The 22,245-nt window shown below is 47.0% G+C and carries 15 protein-coding genes and 1 pseudogene; 6 read left to right on the top strand and 10 right to left on the bottom strand.

The features are described 5' to 3' along the window. Nucleotides 1-44 precede the first annotated feature (44 nt). The gene (locus tag ACFS25_RS05725; protein WP_381497477.1) at nucleotides 45-764 is read left to right on the top strand and encodes a phosphatase; all 720 of its coding nucleotides are present in this window, start codon (nucleotides 45-47) and stop codon (nucleotides 762-764) included. Next, a complete protein-coding gene (gene kdsB, locus ACFS25_RS05730; RefSeq protein WP_381497479.1) occupies nucleotides 761-1,516 on the top strand; it encodes a 3-deoxy-manno-octulosonate cytidylyltransferase in 756 nt (251 codons plus the stop codon). Before ACFS25_RS05725 ends, kdsB begins: the two co-directional genes overlap by 4 nt. Here the strand turns inward: kdsB and ACFS25_RS05735 are convergent. Then, nucleotides 1,499-2,668: a glycosyltransferase family 87 protein gene (locus ACFS25_RS05735; protein ID WP_381497481.1), complete on the bottom strand. Its 1,170-nt coding sequence runs from the start codon at nucleotides 2,666-2,668 to the stop codon at nucleotides 1,499-1,501. The two genes, kdsB and ACFS25_RS05735, sit on opposite strands and share 18 nt — an antisense overlap. Nucleotides 2,669-2,742: 74 nt before the next feature. On the opposite strand from ACFS25_RS05735, the gene ACFS25_RS05740 reads away from it, so the two are divergent. Next, nucleotides 2,743-3,405, top strand: a complete 663-nt coding sequence (locus ACFS25_RS05740) for a thiamine diphosphokinase (RefSeq protein ID WP_381497482.1) — start codon at nucleotides 2,743-2,745, stop codon at nucleotides 3,403-3,405. Here ACFS25_RS05740 and ACFS25_RS05745 read toward each other — a convergent pair. Next, nucleotides 3,402-4,499 (bottom strand): acyltransferase family protein, encoded by a 1,098-nt coding sequence (locus ACFS25_RS05745; RefSeq protein WP_381497485.1) that lies wholly within the window; start codon nucleotides 4,497-4,499, stop codon nucleotides 3,402-3,404. The genes ACFS25_RS05740 and ACFS25_RS05745 overlap by 4 nt on opposite strands. A gap of 5 nt (nucleotides 4,500-4,504) precedes the next feature. Further along, nucleotides 4,505-8,596 carry a putative type IX secretion system sortase PorU2 gene (gene porU2, locus ACFS25_RS05750; protein ID WP_381497487.1) on the bottom strand — a complete coding sequence of 1,364 codons (4,092 nt, stop codon included), beginning with the start codon at nucleotides 8,594-8,596 and terminating at the stop codon, nucleotides 4,505-4,507. Between the two features lie 201 nt (nucleotides 8,597-8,797). Here porU2 and ACFS25_RS05755 point away from each other — a divergent pair, with 201 nt between their 5' ends. From ACFS25_RS05755 to ACFS25_RS05765, 3 genes are all read left to right on the top strand, one after another. Beyond that, nucleotides 8,798-9,205, top strand: coding sequence for a PadR family transcriptional regulator (locus tag ACFS25_RS05755; RefSeq protein WP_381497489.1), 408 nt, complete (start codon nucleotides 8,798-8,800; stop codon nucleotides 9,203-9,205). A 36-nt stretch (nucleotides 9,206-9,241) separates the two neighbouring features. Then, nucleotides 9,242-11,788: a PspC domain-containing protein gene (locus tag ACFS25_RS05760; protein WP_381497491.1), complete on the top strand. Its 2,547-nt coding sequence runs from the start codon at nucleotides 9,242-9,244 to the stop codon at nucleotides 11,786-11,788. 317 nt (nucleotides 11,789-12,105) lie between these two features. Continuing rightward, nucleotides 12,106-13,302 carry a hypothetical protein gene (locus ACFS25_RS05765; protein ID WP_381497492.1) on the top strand — a complete coding sequence of 399 codons (1,197 nt, stop codon included), beginning with the start codon at nucleotides 12,106-12,108 and terminating at the stop codon, nucleotides 13,300-13,302. 108 nt (nucleotides 13,303-13,410) lie between these two features. Here ACFS25_RS05765 and ACFS25_RS05770 read toward each other — a convergent pair whose 3' ends face one another. The 7 genes and pseudogenes from ACFS25_RS05770 to soxC all read right to left on the bottom strand — a co-directional run bounded on the left by ACFS25_RS05770 (nucleotide 13,411) and on the right by soxC (nucleotide 22,245). Continuing rightward, on the bottom strand, nucleotides 13,411-14,478 hold the full coding sequence (locus ACFS25_RS05770; RefSeq protein WP_381497493.1) for an AI-2E family transporter: 1,068 nt from the start codon (nucleotides 14,476-14,478) through the stop codon (nucleotides 13,411-13,413). A gap of 217 nt (nucleotides 14,479-14,695) precedes the next feature. Next, nucleotides 14,696-15,841: a hypothetical protein gene (locus ACFS25_RS05775; RefSeq protein WP_381497494.1), complete on the bottom strand. Its 1,146-nt coding sequence runs from the start codon at nucleotides 15,839-15,841 to the stop codon at nucleotides 14,696-14,698. A 386-nt stretch (nucleotides 15,842-16,227) separates the two neighbouring features. Further along, the gene (locus ACFS25_RS05780; protein ID WP_381497496.1) at nucleotides 16,228-17,610 is read right to left on the bottom strand and encodes an L-serine ammonia-lyase; all 1,383 of its coding nucleotides are present in this window, start codon (nucleotides 17,608-17,610) and stop codon (nucleotides 16,228-16,230) included. An 82-nt stretch (nucleotides 17,611-17,692) separates the two neighbouring features. Next, nucleotides 17,693-18,454: an oxygenase MpaB family protein gene (locus tag ACFS25_RS05785; RefSeq protein ID WP_381497498.1), complete on the bottom strand. Its 762-nt coding sequence runs from the start codon at nucleotides 18,452-18,454 to the stop codon at nucleotides 17,693-17,695. 222 nt (nucleotides 18,455-18,676) lie between these two features. Beyond that, nucleotides 18,677-19,234, bottom strand: coding sequence for a pyridoxamine 5'-phosphate oxidase family protein (locus ACFS25_RS05790; protein WP_381497500.1), 558 nt, complete (start codon nucleotides 19,232-19,234; stop codon nucleotides 18,677-18,679). 115 nt (nucleotides 19,235-19,349) lie between these two features. Further along, the gene (locus ACFS25_RS05795; protein ID WP_381497502.1) at nucleotides 19,350-20,804 is read right to left on the bottom strand and encodes a phytoene desaturase family protein; all 1,455 of its coding nucleotides are present in this window, start codon (nucleotides 20,802-20,804) and stop codon (nucleotides 19,350-19,352) included. A gap of 190 nt (nucleotides 20,805-20,994) precedes the next feature. Then, a pseudogene (gene soxC, locus ACFS25_RS05800) lies at nucleotides 20,995-22,245 on the bottom strand (sulfite dehydrogenase).

The raw sequence follows: 22,245 nt of genomic DNA on the forward strand, positions 1-22,245 counted from the left end.
CTAACGAATTAGTACTTCATTCACACCAGCCATTTATATGTTTTATGAGTGAAATCGAACAGATTTTTTCTGCCTTAGGTGGACAATTTATTACACCTGCTGATGCGTTAGCCGAAAAACTTCGCTCTGTGCGAGCCATTGTGTTCGACTGGGACGGCGTATTTAATGATGGCATCAAGACCGAGTCAGGCAGTAGTTCATTTAGTGAAGTGGATTCGATGGGCACAAATCTGCTTCGTTTCGGGCTTTGGTTGCATCACGGTGGTCAGTTGCCCGCTGCAGCAATTATAACGGGTGTAACGAATGTTCTGGCCGAGACGCTCGTTCGTCGGGAGCATTTTCATGCCTGTTATTCGCAGGCCAAGCACAAAGTAGATGTTTTGACGCATTTCCTGAATCAGCATAATCTGAAACCACAAGAGGTCGCTTTCTTTTTCGACGATGCACTCGATCTCTCGGTGGCCGAAGTGGCTGGCGTTCGGATTATGGTTCGTCGGAGTGCCAATCCATTATTTACAAATTATGTTGTGAAAAATGGGCTTGTTGATTATGTGACAGGTAGCCAAAGCGGACAGTTTGCAGTGCGTGAAGGGTGTGAGTTGATACTGGGTTTGCTAGGTCAGTTCGATACGGTCATGGCCGAACGGCTACGTTATCAGCCTCTCTATGATCAATATTATCAACAACGACAGGCTGTCGAACCAACCTATTGGACGGTGGGGAAGGATGGGCCTGAGCGTAAATTTCTGACAGTACCAGCATGATAATTGGAATAATACCCGCCCGTTACGGTTCAACACGTTTTCCTGGTAAACCCCTAGCCGACATCGGTGGGAAATCCATGATTCAGCGGGTGATTGAGCAAGCCAATAAAGCGACATCGTTGTCAAAAGTGGTGGTAGCAACAGACGATGACCGCATTGCCGAGGCTGTGCGTCAATTGGGTGTTGACGTGGTTATGACCCGCTCCGATCATCCTACGGGTACCGACCGCTGTTGGGAAGCCTATGACCGACTGGTAGCCGATGGCCTTATTTCGGGAAGCTCGTCTGATTATGTTCTCAACATTCAAGGCGACGAACCTTTTATTGACCCGGCACAGATTGATGAACTAGCCACTATTCTGGATGGAACGGTTGAATTGGCAACCCAAATGGCAACAGTCGATTCTGCTCAGATGCTGCACGATCCTAAAGAAGCCAAGATTGTCGTCAACGACGAAAACGAAGCCTTGTATTTTAGCCGTTCGGCCATTCCTTATTTATGGGGCGTTGAGCCAGATCAGTGGCACGAGCGCCATGCTTATCACCGTCATGTCGGCTTGTATGCCTATCGAGCTGATATACTCGAAAAGATTACGCAGTTACCGCCCTCCCCACTCGAACGAATCGAGTCGCTGGAGCAATTACGCTGGATAGAAGCGGGCTATCGAATTAAGCTTGTCACGACTAACTACCAGACCCCCAGTGTTGATAGTCCGGCAGATATTGAGAAAATCTTACAAAGTGGGCTGTAACTGATGGTTGGCTGTACTCGGCTGCATCCAGATTTGATACTGTACCCGCGCCCAAACCAATATACAGGGCAGGGCTTTAATGTTATACGGCTGAAAGAACTGTTTTTGTACTATTTGTGGAAAAATGTCAGTGGGCGATAAAGAGGTAAACACAATTACCAGGCCCAGCAGAATCTGATCGAATCGGGTGGGGTTGTCGAGCGTAACCCACCACAAAGCCACGCCCGTCACAGCCAGCACATACGTTGGGGACTCGGCCATTTTGTTAAAGACGATCATAAACAGGAGAAAGTAGGCAACCATCCGTCGTTGAAACAGCCGATCTTTCCAGAGGCCAAACCGCAGAAACGGCAGCAAAAATAGGGTTGCCCCAACGATCTCGATAACTCGGTAATTGCCGTCTGTTTTGGCCATGCCAAACCACGATTGAGCAATGCCCATCACCGATACCTGCAAGCCTAACTTGCTCACAACAATAACGTTGAACCACTCTTTGTATTCGGCCAGCAGATTGTCGAGCGGGATCATCGTTAACGGGGCAATCGCAAACAAAATCGTCCAAACGACCATTGCCAGAATGAATTGGGGCTTTCTGGGATAGAATAAAAAGAAACCCGCAGCCGCCACACCGTAGAATTTGACGAACCCGCACAGGACAAAGAAAAAAGCCGCCTGCCAAACCCGTTCGTTGCGGAGGTGGTACAAACCCAGCAGCATAGCTCCTACAATAAGGTTGTTACTTTGCAGATTCTGAGCTGTAATGAGAGCCTCCATAAGAATAATCAGCAGCGCTGCTCGGCGTTGCCGGGTGGGGTCCTTTTCGTCATTTAGGTAAAACCAGACACCCGCCAGCAGTACTACGGTGTTGAGGAGGTTCCAGAGAATCAGCCCTACGATATCAGGCAAATAGTAAAATGGCCCCATCAGCCAGGCAAATGTCGGGCTGTATTTATAGTTGTCGTCGTAGAGGTTAGGGTGCAGGCCGTAGATGCTTTCGTTTAACAGCAGGTTATGAAACGGCCGCGCAAACATCAGATAATTGTTGTAATGGCCGAACCCAAGCAGGTAGTTCTGAACGGCTACTAAACAGAAAAGAACCACGTATAACCCCAGCAAACGGGGTAAGGTTAGAAAACGGAGAACTCGTTGCAAAATCAGGAATGTTCGTTACTTCCTGCAAAATTAATCAGGATTCATACGACTTGCCGATTTATCTTTGGCCTATTATGTCATCACATCATATTGTTCGCGAAAAACAGGAGCCTGCCCTGCTGATTGCCAACGGCGAAGCCTGTAATGTCGAACTATTGGGCCAGCTTTTAGAGTGGAGTCCAACGGTAGTTGTGCTTGACAGCGCCATCTGGCGGGTACTCGATTTGGGCATTAAAATCGATGTATTACTTGGTGATTTTGACCGGGACCTGGACCTCGACATAATTCGGGCACAGCAATATCCGCTCGAAATTGTGCATACGCCCGATCAGGATAAAACCGACCTCGATAAAGGCATTGAGTATTTGATCGAACGGGGGTATCCTGCCGTCAATATCGTTTGGGCAACTGGCCGCCGGGCCGACCATACCTTAACGAATATGACAAACATTGTTCGGTACAAAGACCAGATTCGCATCGTGATGATCGATGATTATTCGAAAATTTTCCCACTTGTCGGGCGATTCGAGAAGTGGTACGAAGCCGGAACACCCATCTCGTTGATTCCCGTCGGAACAGTAACGGGCTTTACGTCGGAGGGGCTAAAGTATAATCTTCAGGACGAAACGCTGACACTCGGCTATCGTACGAGCAGTAGCAACGAAGCGGCTCAGGATGGCTTCGTACGGATTGACGCTAAAACCGGCGATTTGCTCATTATGGAGTGCTGGGATTAAGAGAATTGTCGAGCTTTTATTCGCTGTTGCATAGGCTTTTCGACGAAACTGTATAGCCCATGTGCAGTCAATACAAGCAAGCCGAATAGTAGCCAATTATTGGTCACGCCCAATTTTTGCAATCCACTCGCCACCACGCCAATATGAATTAGATAAAACGCATATGAGCTTCGGCCTGCCATCTGCATAATAGGTTGAGATAACAGGTGTTGAACAAGCGATTTCTGGCTAATCAGTCCCAGTAAAAACAGGCCGATGCCAATGGGTAAAATATAATTGTAGACTACGACTTCACTCCAGAATAGGGTGATTGGATCGGCAGTGAGCATAAGAAAACTAGCTTGCCATAGAACACAACTAACGATAATTAAAAAGCCTACACCTGTAGTATACTGGTTATCAGGAAGTTTGTTCTGGTGCCATCGACGGGCCACCCACATGCCCACTATGAACTCAAATGATCGTCCGAAAAAGGTGTAAAAGGCGACGAACGGCAAACTCCCGAATAATCCTTTCCAGGCAGCTTCACCAACGGTTGCCCGTAATACTGCCCCAATAATTACCAGGGAGGCTGTTAATAAAAATATGCCCCAACGTTGAAGAGCCGCAAAAAGGAATGGAGCCGACAAGTAAAAACATACTTCAACGGTTAGGCTCCAGCTTTGGGCGATGCCGCTGAATTTGTAGGTGTCAAAGAAACCTTTTGTTACTGTTAGATTTAGAGCTAGCAACGGCCAACTCATGGTGTGCCCCAGCATAGCATTCACCCCAACTGTTACGAGTAATAGTAACGCGTAAAGCGGAAAAATACGGGCAAAGCGATTATGTAAGTAGTTGCGCCACGACCAGCTTTTATGCTTGAAATAACCGTCGGCGTAGCGATGATAGATAAGAAAACCACTTAATACAAATAACATTGACACGCCGATATACCCCTGCGCGAAGAGCCGATTGGCGAAACTGCCGGGTGTGGCCGGATTATAATGGTGCAAAAAGACCAGATAAGCCGCAATCGCTCGCAGGCCCGTCAGCGGTGGGACGTAGCAAAGTGGCTCATTTCGACGTTCTAACGCTGGATGACTAGTAGGCTTCATCTGCATCAGCGAATCAGGACAAGTCGTCCACTTAGTTGGCTAGTCACCTTGTCGGCAATGGGCCAATCAATGCTGTCGGCTCCCAGTAGGGTTAGTTTGTACAGATATATCCCCGCTGGAAGTGGATTGCCAGCGTCATTGCGACCATCCCATTTCCACTCGTTCAGACCCACGCGCGAAGACGAAGTTACGTGCCGCACCATACGTCCAGTAATATCCGTCAGAGTAAGCACCGTAATAATGGGTGCCTGATCGCCGGTAAGGTGAAACGAGAACAGAAGTTGGTCGCGGAAGGGATTTGGATAAACGGTTAGGTCGGTGAGTTTTCGTTCATTCATCACCCGAAAGCTCACCTGATATGGAACCGACGGATTTCCAATTACGTCGCGAGCTGTAACAAACAGATGATACACACCTTCTGTTAATTTCGGCGATGGATACCGCAGCCTGAATACATTATCGGTTCCGGTTGGCTGAACTATCGAGCTGCGCCAGCTTAACCGCTCAAAAGGGGCGTTCTTACCGGGCCGTTGCAGGTATAAATCAAGCCCTATAGTGTCACGACGGATCAGGGCACGGTTCTCATCGGCAACTACTATATCAATTACGGGCTGGGCCGAAACGACTGAACCAGTCACAATGCGGGCACCATCAATGGCCACTTCTAGTACCGGCCCCAAGGCATCGGGCTTTACCGGCAGTAGTAAGTCAAGCGTATTGTTTAAGAATGAATATTCAGGTTGAATACGTGGGTTGACCGTCAATATTACTCGGTTGATGCCGGGCAGTTTCTCTGTTACAATGTGCGTGGTCAATCGGAGAGTATCCGTACCAGATGGCGCTCGAATGGACCACGATGTTGTTTGTGGATTCATGAATCCGGCTGCGTAAATCGTTTGCTGAACAACCAATGAATCAGTAAACGGGTACGGACTCAAATTCATAAACTCAACCGGAATCGCGACAATATCACCTTGTTTCCTATCAATTGGTAGGGGAGTCGCCAATTGAAGTTGACCTTCGGGTAAACCCGTGGTTGTGCTATTAGGCGAATAAAAAAACGAGCCGGTTGACCATGAATCCAGAGTGTCGAGTGCGGGATTATTAACCTTATCGGCTAGCCGAACGCGCCAATGATACATTATGGGATTATTGGCGCGAGTGGACAATGTTACTGGATAGCTAATATTATTCGTAGCGGTTATACGCTGTTGCCTCTTGAAAGGACTATCGAAATGGGCCGTACTATCAAGTTCAAGGTCGAATAAGTGTGTTCCTTCAGCGAAGTATTGAGCAGTTAATCGAATGGTGGAGGTCTTAATGATACTAGTTTGCGCCGGATAAATCAGAACGGGTTTATGGCCCGAAATCGTTATCTCAACAATGGCTTGATTGTTCGTATGGTTAATTTCGGTGCGCGCAATGGGTGAATCGATAGGATTAATCGTTACCTCAAACTGATTATGTCCTTCGGCATCGCGCTCGTTCGGAAAGGTTACAGTTAGTGTATCCTGATAAGCAACGGTACGTGGCAGCGTAAAATTGAACGTCCCTGATTCTCGACCATTAATCAATCGGCGCACCTGAGCAGGAAGCTTCCCAGCCCAATATTGACCGGCATTCTGGACAACGACTCGGATTTGTACCGAGTCGCTCAAGGTTGTCAGGGGTTGCTGATTCTCACCTTGTAGGGGTCTGGACTGGATGTTCCTGGATTGGATAGCTAGCCCACCAGCGGTTATAGCGTAATCGGGCGTCTTGAACGGAAATAACCGAATGGCCGGATCGCCTTGCAAAACCATCTGCTGGCAGTTTGCTAATTCTTGTCCGTCAGGTGTTTGGGCCAGCATGCGTCGGATAGTTTCTTTCTGAAGATGACCAATTGATTTGTGAAGTTGTGTGCTGTCAGTCAGTAAGTTGTAAAATGTTGTTGTGTAACGATGCATTACATCTGGGTGGCCAAGATGACTATGAGCAATAGCGCCAATGGCTCCCCGGTTTGGCGTTAGTACCCAGTCGGTAGCCAACGTTGGTTGGCCGAAAAAGAAATTTCCGACGGCACAGCCGTTAATTAGCAGAAGTGGGTACCTGCCTCTATTTTGATAGCCGCGAGCGTCGTTGGAGCAAAATCCAATGTCTACATCAGTAATGTCTAATCCTGAGTGACCGAAGAATGTTATTAGCCCAACACCCGCGTTAACGGGTTCTGCCACGTCAATTTGCTCAACTAACTTATCTGTTTCCTTCGAAATAGTCGTGACCCGCGCTCCCAACGATTCAGTGATAGCCTGATTGCCGTAGCTATCCACCAAACGTCGAAATAAATCCTGTTCGCCCGGCGTTTGGCCTCCACTTAAGTGTAGCAGGTTTTTGCGCCAAAGTTCACTAACGGTTTGACTCTCATATTCCTTTACTTTAGTCAGGTAATTGACAACCTCCTGGGGCGTTCCGGCATTGATACGCCCCGTCGGGATGGCCGGTACGCCGTCAGGATTTCCATTTAACCCGGTAGTAAAAACAATGTCGGAGCCGGGGAAACCGGCGGTCATTACCATATCCAGCGTTGCCTGATTTGGATCGTGCCGAATGCCGGGCGTACTGCGGGCGCGGCCAATGAGCAGCAAATACTGTACTGTCTCCTTGTTTTGCCGAAGCATCTGAGCGGCAAACCGACGGATGGCCAGCGGACTACGTTCGCCATAGCTATATTGGTCGAAAAGTTGCTGCATGGTCGTTGTCAGCGTGTCATGACCACCACCCATTGCCGATGCCCGGTAAGCTGCATAAGATCGGACAGCATTAGTTGTATCGCCGACGGATTTCATCAGTGCTTCGTGACTGATAATCAAATAGGTCGGTTTCCGATTGGTCCAGTTTATGAATGATACGGGCCGAATAATCGAGACCGTTTTAGGCTGACTTGCGCTGAAAATTATTTTCGCTGTGCCGGTGTCGTGTACAATCAGTCGGGCAGAACCGGCTATGGGTATTGTCGCTCCGATTTGAACGGGGGTGTTTGGGTTGGTAATATCCCAAAAGCGAGTGCTGTTTGGTACATCCGACATAGTAAGTAGCGAACGGCTATTCTCTCCGGTTGGAGCAATGTTTGGCCCAAGCCGAAACGTTCGTTGAGATTGCCCAGTGGCAGTGAACGTTTGCGGATACCGGAGCCGGATATAGGACACAGAATAGGGATCGACGCTGGTATTTTCTCCCCGCGAGAGGGTCGAAATGACCAAACGGCCACCAGAGCCAACGTCGGACCAACTCACGTTCTGTTGAATATGGGCATTGTCGTAAGTCGAAAAACGGACTGAGTCAAGCAGGCGATGCGTGTCAACTGCTGGCCCAACCAAACAGTCAACTCGGTGGTTGATAAAGTCGCGGCCAACTAATAGAACGTCCACCTGTGGAGCTGGACCAGTTTTGACCGCATCAGTGAGGGAAAAAACGGTATAGTAGGGTTTATCTTTCTGCTGGACTACGCCCGTATAGCCTTCGCCCGTTTCGTAGTGGCTGTATTCGGTTTTAGGTGATATGCCAGCCGCCCAACCGGGGTAGTCATTAGTGAACAACCGTACCTCTTCTTCCCAGTGATAAGGTTCGGGTGTCAGGTTGCTATACGTTGTGTCTGTGTACGTTGCCATCCGTTTGCCAAGTTTGCCGTCGAGTCGCCACGTTAGAAAATAAGTTGTTGTGTCGTTGAAAAGACTATAATAGGTATGAGGTTGTGCCTTGTAAGGACGATATAAAAGCGAATCGGCAACACCATCGTTGCCTCGCCCATAGAATTCCAGATAATCATCTGAGTTAAGATGATTATCGGCTTCACCCGCTATGAAAATAGCCTGTTCGACACCCCGATGAAATAATTGTATAGTTGTTGGGTCAACCCGCCCAACCGAAAAACCTGCCTGTTCTAACTCAACTTTGGTGATGCGGTAGATACCGTTCTGGGCAATCGGAAATTTGTAGTACGTCTGCGAATACGTCAGCCACCGGGTCGGATCGGGATCGTTGCCCGCTGACTGTGCCTTGATTATTAATGAACTAGAAGCGAGCAGGATAAGGATAAAGCTGATATATTTTCGGGCCATAGCGGTAATTCAACGTGTACAAGAGCCGCGTGTTAACGCATTGGCCCTTAGACGTGCGAACTATCCCATAAGTATCTAACCATTCATCCCCATTTTTTACCATTAATACCGAAATAATGATTAAAAATATAAGGTACCTTGCATCGCATAGTACCTTTCTGTACCTTTGACATAAGAAATTAACGAAAATCCTATACACCAATGAATATTGAAAACGCTCAGGTGCAAATGCGGAAAGGCATTCTGGAATTTTGCATTTTGCACATCATATCGCGGGGTGAAATATATGCCTCCGATATGCTTGACGAGCTGACTTCCGCCCGGATCATGGTTGTGGAGGGTACCTTGTATCCGCTGCTAACCCGTTTGAAAAATGCCGGTTTACTCGACTACAAATGGGTAGAGTCCACATCCGGACCACCGCGCAAATATTATGTTCTGACCGACCTTGGGCGTAACTCATTAGATGCTCTGAACGATACCTGGCAGGAACTTGCCGAGTCCGTTAATGCGATTGTCGGGAAAGTAGAGCAATATAAAAAAATTACCAACGGTGCCGTGTCTGTTTCACCCTCGCCGAGTTCAACCATTCCACCAGCCAACGCTTAACCTATTCTCTTCTAGAAACCGAAACGTCGGACCGCAATGAAAAAGACCATCAGCATTAATATTAGTGGCGTCATCTTCCACATCGAAGAGGATGGCTACGACAAACTGAAAAATTACCTGACAACGGTACAACAATACTTTTCGACCTACGAAGACAGTCAGGAAATTGTAACGGACATCGAAAATCGAATTGCCGAAAAACTTCTGGCTAAACTGAAGTCGGCTGATAAACAAGTCGTTTCGCTCGAAGACGTCAATGAACTCGTTGCCGCTATGGGCACCGTTGCCGACTTCGAAGCCGTTGAGGAAGAAGAAGTCTTAGTCACCAATGGCGGCCGTCATTCGGCAACGTCGGCGGGTAGTTCGCAACCAAAAAATAATCCAGCTGGCAATCCAACAACTGGTGCCTACACATCGCAACCAACGGGCAGCACGTTTGCCCAGCCACGCCGACTCGTGCGTGATCTGCGTCGGAAAACCCTCGGTGGCGTATGCGCTGGTTTAGCTCATTACTTCAATATAGACGTAGTTTGGGTGCGACTGATTTTTGTAACGCTATTTGTCGGTTTACCAGCACTGAGTGGAGCTTCGGATAACAATGGTAGCGGTGAATTTTTTGGTGGGGTGAGTGGGTTCACGTTCATTATCTACATTGCCATGTGGATTGCACTGCCCGGTACAATGGGCATCGAGGAAGACAAAACGATTAAGAAATTCTTCCGTAATCCTGAAGATAAAGTGCTTGGGGGCGTTGCCTCTGGTATTGCGGCTTATTTCGGTGTCGATACGGGTATTATCCGATTACTATTCGTATTGGGTATCGTGTTTTTCGGAGTTGGGTTTCTGCTCTACATCGTTTTGTGGATGATTGCGCCAACGGCCAATACACTCACCGAAAAAATGGAAATGCAGGGGCAACCCATTACGCTCTCGAATATTGAGCACAGCATCAAACAAAATCTGAACATCAACGAAACGGCTAATAACGAAAGTACCCTGACGCGGATACTGTTGTTCCCCTTCCGGGCTATCGCGACTATTATTGGTGGGCTGGGTAGTGCCTTAGGGCCATTGCTGAACGGAACGGTGGCGCTGATTCGGGTATTTGCCGGGGTACTCATGCTGATTTTGGCTTTTGCCTTCATGATCGTTTGTCTCGCGGTTCTGGGCGCGGGAATTGGCCTATGGTCAGGCGTGCATTTTGGCTCTGGCTCCGATGTTCCGGTAGAATTAATTATGGCCGACATCACGGTTCCAATGGTCTTGTCAGCATTTCTGGTGGGTATTATCCCCGCATTTGGCCTCGCGATTCTGGGTGTTATGCTCATTACAACACGTGGCGTATTGAGCAGCCGGACTGCACTTACGCTGGCTGGTGTCTGGCTGGTGAGTCTGGTCGTTTTTGCCGGGACAGCCGCACCATTGATTAATAGTTTTCAGCGCCGGGGAACGGTCGAAGAAACGAAAATACTGAACGTTTCGGCATCTGTCCCAACCTTCGCGATGGGCAATGTGGAAAATGACGATAACTGGCGTCCGTCTATTGATATGAAAGGATACGACGGTACAACCTTGAGTCTGGTGCAATACTTTCGGGCACAGGGACGCAATCGTGCTGAAGCACAGGCTAACGCCCGGCAGATTAAGTACGCCTACACAATTAAAGACTCGACCGTTCGCTTCGATGAAACATTGGAATTAGCTCCGAAGGCTCATTTCCGGGCGCAGGATTTAGATATGGATCTGATGATTCCGTACGAAAAGCCTTTCCGTATGACAAGAGAGTTTGCGCGGTTTATTCGTAATGAGTTTGGCGAAAAAGAACTTGATCGTATGTCGACCAGCATCTGGAAATTTACGAAAGTCGATGGGCTAGTTTGTATCTCTTATCCTCGTGAGAAAGATCGTGACAGCAATGATGAAGATAACGACGTAACCGATCTGACCGACGATGTACAGAGTGCCGTATCCAGTGAACTTGGTGATGATTTCGACCGCATTGGTGACCACACCCGCCAGTTTAACATTACGTCTTTCTCGAAAGTAGATGTTGCCGGTGCATTTGTGGTACGTTTCCGCAAAGGCGATGCCTATAAAGTAATTGCTGATGGGCGCGAGGATGACATGAGCGATATGGATGTTCGGGTAAACGGCAACACGCTCGAAGTGAAGATGGACCGCAAAGGAGGTTTGTTTGATTGGAGTAACCATAAACGTGTCGGGTTGACCATTACAGTGCCAAGTATCGATGAACTGAAACTGTCAGGCGCATCGAAAGCCAGCCTGGCGGGTTTTGGTGACTACAAAAATCTAAACATCGATATGAGTGGTGCCTGTCGGACCGTTTTTGATGGTTCGGTGGAAAAGCTAACCCTCGAATTATCTGGTGCGTCGAATGCCGTGTTGCGTGGACACGTTAAGCAATTGGACGTTGACCTGAATGGAGCCAGCAAAATCGAAGCAACAAATATGAGCGTAGATAAAGCATCGGTAGATGCCAGCGGTGCCAGCCACGCTAATTTTGGGCAAGTTGGGTCACTGGATTCCGAAACATCGGGGGCCAGCAAGGTAACACGCCAGTAAGCTGGAATTGTAGCTGACAAAAAGTTCAGGGCTTTTACCTGTCAGCAAATTGACTGAAATGGCTGCTAAGTCGGTATGATTTTGTTTGGATAGACGATCCACAAACAAAACCTCGATTGGCAGCCATTTTATATAAAATGAGTGGCTGTTGCATAAGTCTGAGCCGACCCATCTTGATTCATTTTTTGTCTATTTTTTTACTCTAACTACACAAAAAAACGGGCTAATACTTGACACACGGAGCGACCTATTTACTTTTGCAACAGCCACATGAATTATGTTAAACGGACTTTATTCTATCTACTTATCTACCACCCATGTTTCGTATCATTCACACGTTATCATTAACCACCTTATTTCTCCTGATCTTTTTCACCGGATTCGCGCAACAGCCAGACAGTTTATGGACGCGGTTGCTGAAGGAAAACACGTTCTCCCTACAGCCTAATGCCACCGGCTTTTCGGGGAAAGGGTGGGACCTGATTAAATCTGGTGTCCAGGCTAACCAGTACGTATTAATTGGCGAGGACCATTTTATGACTGAGATACCTTACTTCACTGAACAGGTGCTGAAAGCGGCTACTTTTAACACATTTGCCCTTGAAATAGACCCATATACGGCGCAGATACTCAATCAAAAACTAGCTCAATCCGATACGGTATCACTCATGAAGTGGGTTGCTCAAGCAGGACCAGCCCTCTCATTTTATGTCCTACGAGAAGAATTTAAGCTACTTCGGGAAGCGAATCATACGCACACAAAGCTTATTGGTCTCGACCAGATAGCCATGACATCTGATGGGTTACTGTACGATGATCTTCAGCATACGGCCACGCGCACCAGTACACGCCAGCAGTACGCTGCTATGACCGAGCGAGCAAAGGCAGCAACAACTAAATTTACGGAAGACCTTAGCCAACCGACCTATATGCAAAGTGCCGCGTTTGAGCAGGATGTAGCTACGTTGGAAAAGGAGCCAATGTCAGCGCATGAAAAAGAAATACTGGCAGCCGTAAAATTGTCGGCTCGCATCTATAAAACACAGAGTCATCCATTAAGGGTGCAACTCATGAAACACCAACTCATGGCCGCTTATGAATCATCTATTAAAAATAAAAAAGTCTTGGTCAAAATGGGGGCCATGCATTGCGCCCGCGGGGAAAGTTATTTAAGAGTTTATGACTGTGGTAGTCTGCTCAGTAACCTTGCTGATAGTGACTACAAGACCTCTTTTCACATAGCTATTTTTGGGAAGAATGGCATTCAGGGTAGTCCCTTTAAAGGTCTCCCAGCCCAAACGCTTGATCCTGTTAAGGGCGATTTGAAATTTATCAAACCCTTTTTCGATGTTACCCCTAACGAGGATTGGGTGGTATTTAACTTACTACCAATGCGTAAAGCTTTACAAGCTCAGAAACTAAAAATTGACGACCTTGATTTGCGCCGAACTATCCTGGGATACGATGCGCTGGTAATCTTCCCAACAGCGCACCCGTCTCATTCTATAAATTGATGGCTATTCGGATATCAGAAGAACGGGTATTTTGTGTGTAATATCGCCAAGATACAGCAGACAAAAGACCCGTTAACAGTAGGTAGTATTAGGCTAATTAACAGATAATTACTTCTTCTGCTCGGCGACCTTTTCAACCCGTTCTTCCGCTATTGCGACTTCTTTTTCCTGCTTCCGGTTCTCCTGCTCAAAGACATGAATCAGCACAATAAAATAGGAGAGAAGCAAAGGTCCGACTACCAGACCCAAAATCCCAAAAATTGGTACGCCCAGCACGATACCTGCCAGCGTAACGAGTGGATGAATATCGCCCATGCGTTTGGCCAGCATGATACGGAGCAAATTGTCTATGTTAATAATGACAATAACGCCCACCAGTAGAATGCCGATACCTTGATTGGTGTTACCTTGAGAAAGCTGTATTAGACCAGCTGGTCCCCATACGAGCGGAGTGCCGAGTACGGGAATGAACGCCATAAAAAAAGCAACAACGCCCCAAAAAGGTGCATCGGGTACGCCGAAAATCCAGAGTGTTGCCCCTGTTAAAACACCTTGCACAAGACTGACTAAAGCTTGCCCAAGCACGTTAGCATTGACATTATTCTTGAGTGATTCACCCAGTTCTTTTTGCGTATCGTGTTTAAATGGCAGGTATTTCTGTAACCCTTTCTGAAAGGCTTCCTGCTGCACAAACATGAAATACATAGTAAAAAACATCAAGCCAAGGATGACAATGAAATCCAAGGCTCCGCCTGCCAGAGAGGGCAGTAATCGACTCGCATAAGAGCCGCCTTGTTGGAGAATAGCCTGAATGTTTTTCTGGCTTGTAATTTGATAACCTGTTAGTTCTTCTGCTTTCTTAGCTAAATTTAGAATGTCTTCTGTGTGCTGAGAATAGTACTGAATCCGGTCGATGAGCAGCAAACTCAGGGTGAGAAAGGGCATTATAATAACGACCACGGCGAAAATAATCAGGAGTGCTGTCACCAGCGACCGGTTCCAATTTCGTTTGATGGCCAGAGCCGTAAACCACGGTCGAAAGACAACGTAGAGAATTCCAGCCCCCAGAAACGCAGATATGTAGCCGCTTAGCCCGAAAATAATGAAGCCAGCAATGACAATCAGGCTTGTGATGAGTAAAATACGTTGCTGTTGGGGTGTATAAATATTGTTCATTGGATCAGAGTGATGCCGCGTTAATGGGCGTATTTATTAAAAACGCATTAAAGACCCTGAATTGTTTTGAAATTGGTACTTGAGTCTCCGATTGAGCTAAACTTCCCAAACGAATTGGCATGTGCTAATCTGACGCTCGTATAATGTGTAAGGTCATGAGGTCAGTTGCAATCGCGCTCAAGCCCCGCACTATCCGTGTAGTAGTTCGTAAGGCTTGCTATATTTTTATTTCATTCTGCGTTATATTCGTTAATAACGATGTAATATAGGCTTTCTTGGCAGAGTCAATTTCGGATTTATTAAGCCACTTTAATAGATTTTTGAACTTTTCAGGCTGTACTTTTAAATTAAAGTTTAATGATGCGTCAGAGATTTCACGCTTGCTTACTATGTCCTCATTATTTTGTATGTGTTGCATTATATTCCAATAAAATGTTGCTGCTAATTTATCGGTAGCGTAACTAGATTCATTACTCATAATTAATTTCTTCATGCGCTTCACATGTTTAGCGTTGCCTTTGTAAAAATATAACTCGCAAAGTTTTAATAAATAATAGCCGTTTTGAGTTCCATTACCGTTCAGGGTAAGCAAGTGTTCTAGTGCACTAATCTGACTATCATAATTATTTAATTCTTCTGAAAGTTGTAGAATTTTGCCAAATGACTCACACTGTAGGAGTTGCTTTTTATTGTATTTTCCAGCGATTTTTATGTAATTCGCTAACGCTTTTTGCTTCTCACCTACTTTTTGTAAGCTGTCACTTTTGCCTAAATCACAGTCACAGTTAATAGCTAATTTTTCAGTAGATAATTGGTAATCAATTGAACTGGCGACTATACCTACCAATTTTGCTTCTCTATAAAAATCATTAGACGGGCTGTAATCGATGATGGGATTGCTATGCTCCTTCTTTTTGGAAATAAAGATCAGTTCTATTTTTGCTGAGTTATTTAAGCTGAGAGGATAAATGATTTTGTAATGGCGTTTTTCTGGAATTATCTTGAAAATATTATCTCGGTTATATGTCTCTAATTTATAGACAACATCAGGTCTTGTCTTGCTGTTTAATAGTACATTGCCCACTCTAATTCCATCTACAGAACGCATAGAGAAAGTATAATACTGCTTATCTAGATACATCTTTAAAAGCGTACCATTTTTAGAGAATTCGTATTTATTTTCCTTTAGATTATGGGTATAACTGGGGAATTTCTTGATGAAATAGCTAATTGTTGATTGGTAGTTTCCCGGTTGTAGTAGGGTATCTAAAGAAATAGTTTGTGCAAAAGATGATAGGCATATTAATGAAAGTAATGTAGTTGGCAATAACCGCCTGACAGATATAAAAAAGATGTTTGCCATAGTATAATTCAGATAGATATTCACTGATTGATCAAAGTTGCATAGAAGGTATATTCGCCTATTGACAACACTGGTTTTACTACGTTCACCAGTATACGTATCAACAAGGCCAATTGGACGATAAACAGTAGTAGGGAGTAACGAAGAATTGATACTCAATGCAGACTTTAAGAGAAATAGAGGGGATAAACTTGACAGAGATGGTCATCTCCGTTCCTCGGATTGTATACATGTACTCGAAGAATCCTGTATGATTCCAGGTAGTAATAGACACTCTAGATATTTTTATACACGCTCCATATTGGCCTTAATTCGCATAAAAAAGTGTCAGGTTTAAGAACCTGACACTGCTCATGGCGTTCTACGCCTAACGTTCGTATACTATCTTAACACTCCGTTGCACTCAGCGCCAGTCCTGCCTCTGAGGTCTCCTTGTACTTTGTGGACATATCCCGACCGGTTGCCTTCATAACCTTGATAACTGAATCAAGCGAAATTTTTTGATAGGAAGCCGCCCCTGATGTTGCTAGTAGAAAGGCGTTATAGGCTTTAACAGCACCCATGGCATTGCGCTCAATACACGGAATTTGTACGTATCCGCCAATGGGGTCGCAGGTCATGCCGAGATGATGTTCGATACCTATTTCGGCAGCGGCTTCTATCGGGCCAATGTTGGCAATGGACTGAGTACAGCGAGTTAAAAAGGCCGCCCCCATGGCTGATGCCGTACCAACTTCACCCATGCAACCCATTTCTGCTCCCGAAATACTAGCGTTATGTTTAACTAGAAATCCAATAGCCGCAGCCGCCAGCATACCCGCTCGCAATATTGGCCGGTCGTAGTGAAAATGGTGTTTGGCCAGGTAGGTTAATCCCGGAATTACACCCGACGCGCCCGAGGTGGGAGCCGTCACAACGATCCCCCCGGCTGCATTCTCTTCTGAAGCGGCCAAACAATAAGCATTCAGGAAAATAAGAAAACTGTCGGATGATTGGCTCATGCCTTTCGCCTGTTGGAACAAAATCGGCGCTTTACGACTCAGTCTAATGGAGCCTGGCAGGATGCCTTTATGCTTGAGCCCCCGCCGAACGGCCTTGTGCATGAAAGCCAGAATCTGGTCCAGCCGCTGATTAACTTCCATGCGGCTGCGGCCAGTTAAGGCCATTTCATTAGCCATCATCAACTCGTCGAGGGTTATCGTATGCGTTGTGAGTTGGGCTTTTAGCTCGGCCATCGTCCCGTACGGATAAGGTACGGACAGACTGCCGGGAACAATTTCCGGTTCACCTTTGCGGATAATAAACCCACCGCCAATGGAGTAATATTCTTGCTCCGTCAACGTCTGATCACCCGACGTTAGTTTGAGTACCATTGTATTGTGGTAAGGTGAGTCGTAACGAACGCGCTCGAAATGAATATGTTGCGGACTAAGATTAATGGTGTGATTACCTATTGGAACAGGATACACGATTGTCGGGTCGCGGAGGAGTTTAAGCAGAGCAACAGGGTCGGTCGTTTCGGGTTGCCAGCCCATCAATCCGGCCACTATGGCGCGGTCGGTACCATGACCCTTGCCCGTTGCACTTAATGATCCGTAGAGATGAATATGAATGGCTTCAGCCTGTTGCTGAATATCGATAGACAGGTGGGCTATCCGTTGCCGAAAATCAAAAGCCGCTTTCATCGGTCCAATTGTATGCGAACTTGATGGCCCCGGCCCAACTTTAAACAGATCAAAGACAGAGGTTGTAATGGGCGAAGTAGTCATGTTGATGAAAGAGTGATAATCGATTATGATGCAGGTAATGATAGCCCCGAAACGACCAAGTTACTCAATTCTCACCCATTCATTAGCTGTCAATATCCAAACTTCGAATTTGATTCAGATAGGCTGACGGTAATAACACACGTTGCACTATGGAGCGAAGACCGATGGTATTCATCACTTTATAGATGCCGAGAGAATAGGCCAGTAACGGTTTTTTGGGTAAAGCCAGTCGCTGGCTAACTTGTTCAGGAGCAAGAATGGCCTGCGCCTGCCGAAGCAGATTATACCGCCAGCTGCCCAACTGTTCCCGGTAGCGTTGAAACAATTTATCGGTAAACTGGCTGCGAACTAAATCCTGATTCAGGTGAGCTTCCCGGTCAATTCGCCAGTCGGCGTACTTGTTGGGCAGATCGGGAACGTGCATACCCGCACCCACTTCCCGAAAGGTGCTAAATAGTTCTTCTCGTTCAGGGTCGGTGAGTGGCCGGTACAAGGTTTCGTAGGCTCGCTCCGAGTAGTCGATCAGCATGTAGAGCACGTCGCGGTATGCCCAGTCGGGAATTTGATAGCCCCGTTTTTGTTCGACCCCGCCATGAATGGCACTCATGCGGGCAATGGCCTGCCGAGCCTGAGTTTCAGGGGCGAATACGATCTCCTGCGCATAACGAACTGTCGAAAAAAGTCGGGCAATGGGGTCAGCGGGTAGCTTACCTGTGAAAAACAGCCAATCGACCGCCCGATTCAACGCGAATTCAGCAGATGACCCAGCAAAAACTAACAAAATTACATCAGCATCGCCCCAAATCTGGCGGACAATAGAACCGGGTTTTACGAAGAAAGTCATTGATTACTAGTCGATAGCCATCAGCCACTAATCGTTACTAATTGGTGATAGAAAAGATGACTATCCACCCGTAACGAATGACTGTTAATTTACAAGGATAAGACAACGAATTCAACGCATCGGTTCTTTCCTTTGTTCTCTTCTGCATCGTTTGGAGCGGCTGACTAGGCGTTTTCGTCGCCATTGTAGTACAGATGATTTTCGGCAACGCCAAATTTGACGTTACTCTAGGTTTAGTCCCAGATTTGTTGGCAACCCATCGAGGCTGGTCAAATTATTTTTCTGGACATAGTCAGCTAAGCCATCGCTGCCTTTTTTCTCAGCCCAATCGAAGTGTACATCGCGTTCGCCGGAATACTCAAATAAAGGAACCCCAAAGCCGCAGGAAGTTTGCACTAGATCAATATCAGCGACGATAAGTTGGCGGGTGCTTGGGTAAATCGTAAAATTCGGTGAGTATTCAACCCATTCTTCCGAGTTGGGTAATACGGTATATCCATTTCCATAGAGTCGGAGGATATTGGGGGCGCCTTCAAATGAGCAGAACATAAACGTGATACGGCCATTTTCAAGCGTATGAGCCGACGTTTCGTTTCCGCTGCTTATCAAATCCATGTAAGCCACTTTATTGTCTGACAAAACCCGAAAGCAATCCAGTCCTTTAGGTGAGAGATTAACTCGTCCATCAGCACTCAACGGGGCTGTGCTGACAAAAAACATGTGTTGCTTTCGGATGAAGCTTTTGTGCGCGGATTTGATGGAATCGTGAAATTTACCCATGATTTTTATCCATATGATTGACGCTTACTAATAGTGGGAATTTAGGCGATTATTGGTAGTGAAACTATATACCTATATGGTTATTAGGCAGTTATGAGGATGGTATTTTGCTCTTTTACCCGGTCGTCAGTGTTATTGGAACGGGCAGGCCAAACCCCTCGCGCAAAGCAACCCGAGCCGCGTGATAGCCGCACATACCGTGTACGCCACCGCCGGGTGGTGTGGAGGATGAGCAGATAAAAATGCCTGGTGCTGAGGTTTTATAAGGTGATAGACCAATCACCGGACGGGTGTATAGTTGACCAATATCGATAATGCCACCATTAATGTCACCCCCAATATAATTTGGGTTGTAGCCCTCCATTTGCATCGTATTCATGGTATGGCGATCCAGAATCCGGTCGCGAAAACCCGGCGCAAAACGTTCTACCTGTTGCTCAATAACCTCAGTTCGGTCTAGTGTCGAGCCGTTGGGAACGTGGCAATAAGCCCAGGCCGTATGCTGGCCTGCGGGCGCGCGGCTTGGGTCGAAGAGACTCGGCTGTGCCAGCAAAACGAATGGCCGGTCGGGATGCTGTCCCTCCGAAGAAAGCTGTTCTGTTTCGACAATTTCCTCGAATGTGCCGCCAATATGAACCGTTCCTGCTTGTTGACATTCGGTAGCTGTGAACGGAATTGGTCCATCTAATGCCCAGTCTATTTTAAAAACGCCCATGCCATAGCGGTAGTGTTCCAACTGCTTGCGGTAAATGGGCGAAAAGCGTTCTCCGGCAATACTGAGTAGTTGTTTCGGCGTAACATCAAATAGCACAACTTTTGCTGACGGAATATCCCGGAGCGATTTCACAAGTTGGCCCGTTTCAATTTTCCCACCAATCGAGCGAAAGTAAGAGGCTAAGGCGTTGGCAATTGTCTGCGAACCACCTTTGGGTACGGGCCAGCCGCGCAGGTGTCCGGCGGTCATAAGTACCAGGGCAATGGCCGATGTGGTTAGGTTACTCAGCGGCTGAATAGCATGAGCGGCCATGCCTCCTATAAGACCCCGCGCTTCTTTGGTTTTGAATCGCTTCACCAACTGCGTAACAGGCAGAACCGCATTTAATCCAAAACAGGCCATGTTTATTGGATGTTTTGGAAACCGTAACGGCCCCAGTATATCAGCGGCCATTGTTGGCCAATCGCGTACGATGGGTTCTAGCAGATTCTGATACACCTGTTCATCAACGCCGAGAGAATGAGCTGTCTCCACTACCGAACGTGCTAGGGCCGCTGCCGTGCCATCATCGAAGGGGTGCGCTGCCGACACAGACGGGTAAATAAACTCCATGCCATGATCGGCAAGTGGCAGGGTCCGAAAAAAAGGTGAGCCAACCGCCAACGGATGAATGGCCGAGCAGATGTCATGTACAAAGCCGGGCAGCGTTAGGTCAGCCGAGCGCAGACCACCCCCAATGGTATCTTTGGCTTCCAGGACTAACACCGAAAGTCCGGCAAGTTGCATCGTAATGGCAGCGCTTAGGCCATTTGGCCCCGAACCAACTATTACTGCATCGAAATCGGTTTTAGCCATTTATAGGTGCTTTGAATTACAAAAATTCGGCTGTCTGCTTCTACACACTAATAAAAAACATTGGCCCTATATAGTTTCATTCACAAAAAACTTAGACAGCTTGATCGCTAACTCAGAGGTCCAAACAGTCAAACCTATCGTTCGATAAACGGGCTTAAGGTTGAATAATAATTATCTATTACTGGTAGACTTACCAGGTTTCGGGCTTAAATAATACACTGCCATCCGGCTTGATTTGCCAGGCGGTAATTGGATTAAAATGATAACCCAACGATCCACCACCTCGTGCATCAATCAATTGCTTTAGAGTAGGTTGGATGTAGCCCGTCTCATCGGTTACGCGACTCAGAATTTCGGTTCCGTCGCCGTTCCACTTCCATAAATACCGGAAAGCGGTATGGGCTTTGTCCAGAATAGGGTCTTGAAGGGTAGCGGCATTCCAGGTTTTACCCGCATCAGTGCTCACGTCAACTCGAACCACTTTCCCTCTGCCACTCCAGCCTATACCCCGAATTTCGATCCAGCCTTTTTCAACTTTCTTCGGATACGACGGAAATGTAATAATCGACCGGGCATCAATGTCGAAACTGAACTGTCTAAACTTATTGTCTTTAATTGGCTCCGTATACTTCGAGGTTTCTTCGCGGGTCATAAACGGCTGATCGGACAACTCGATCCGGCGAAGCCATTTTACCTACGTATTTCCTTCCCAACCCGGCAGAAGTAAACGAACGGGATAGCCCTGTTCAGGCCGCAGAGCCTCACCGTTCTGGGCATACGCGATAATGGCATCGTCCCATCCTTTTTTGACCGGTATACTGCGGGTCAGCACAGTGGCATCAGACCCTTCAGCCAGAAACCAGCTTGCCTTGGGTTTCACGCCCACCTCCCGAAACAGCGTTGAGAGCTTAACGCCCGTCCACTCGCTTTGGCTGGTGAGGCCGCACATATCCTGCGGAGTCATGGTTTCTTTGCCGGTTCGGAAGTTGCCCGAACATTCCAGAAAAGCAATCCGTGAAACCGACGGAAAACGTTTCAGGTCGGCTACGGTAAAGATCATCGGTTTATCGATCAGTCCGTGAATAAGCAACTCGTGTTTAGTGGGATCGATGGCCGGAACCCCGGCGTGGTGGCGTTCAAAGTGGAGGTCTGATGGCGTAATGATACCATAAAAATCCTGTAAGGGCGACCGTGACGAAATATCGGAAGGTTTCTTGCTGACTTTTTCAAAGGATGACCGCATACCTACTTCACCGGCCAATGTGCCTATTTTCTTGGTTGGATCATCGAGTCTTAAGTCTGCTACTGAAACACCTTCCTAAATAGTTTTGCCGGATGCCGTTTGTACGATGGCTACAGCCGCCGTCGCGGCTCCGCCCAGCATTGTCCGACGGGAAATTTTGCTCGTAAACTGGTCGATATGAATGATTTTGTTCTTCAT

The organism is Spirosoma flavum, assembly GCF_042686045.1.
Lineage (GTDB): Bacteria > Bacteroidota > Bacteroidia > Cytophagales > Spirosomataceae > Spirosoma > Spirosoma flavum.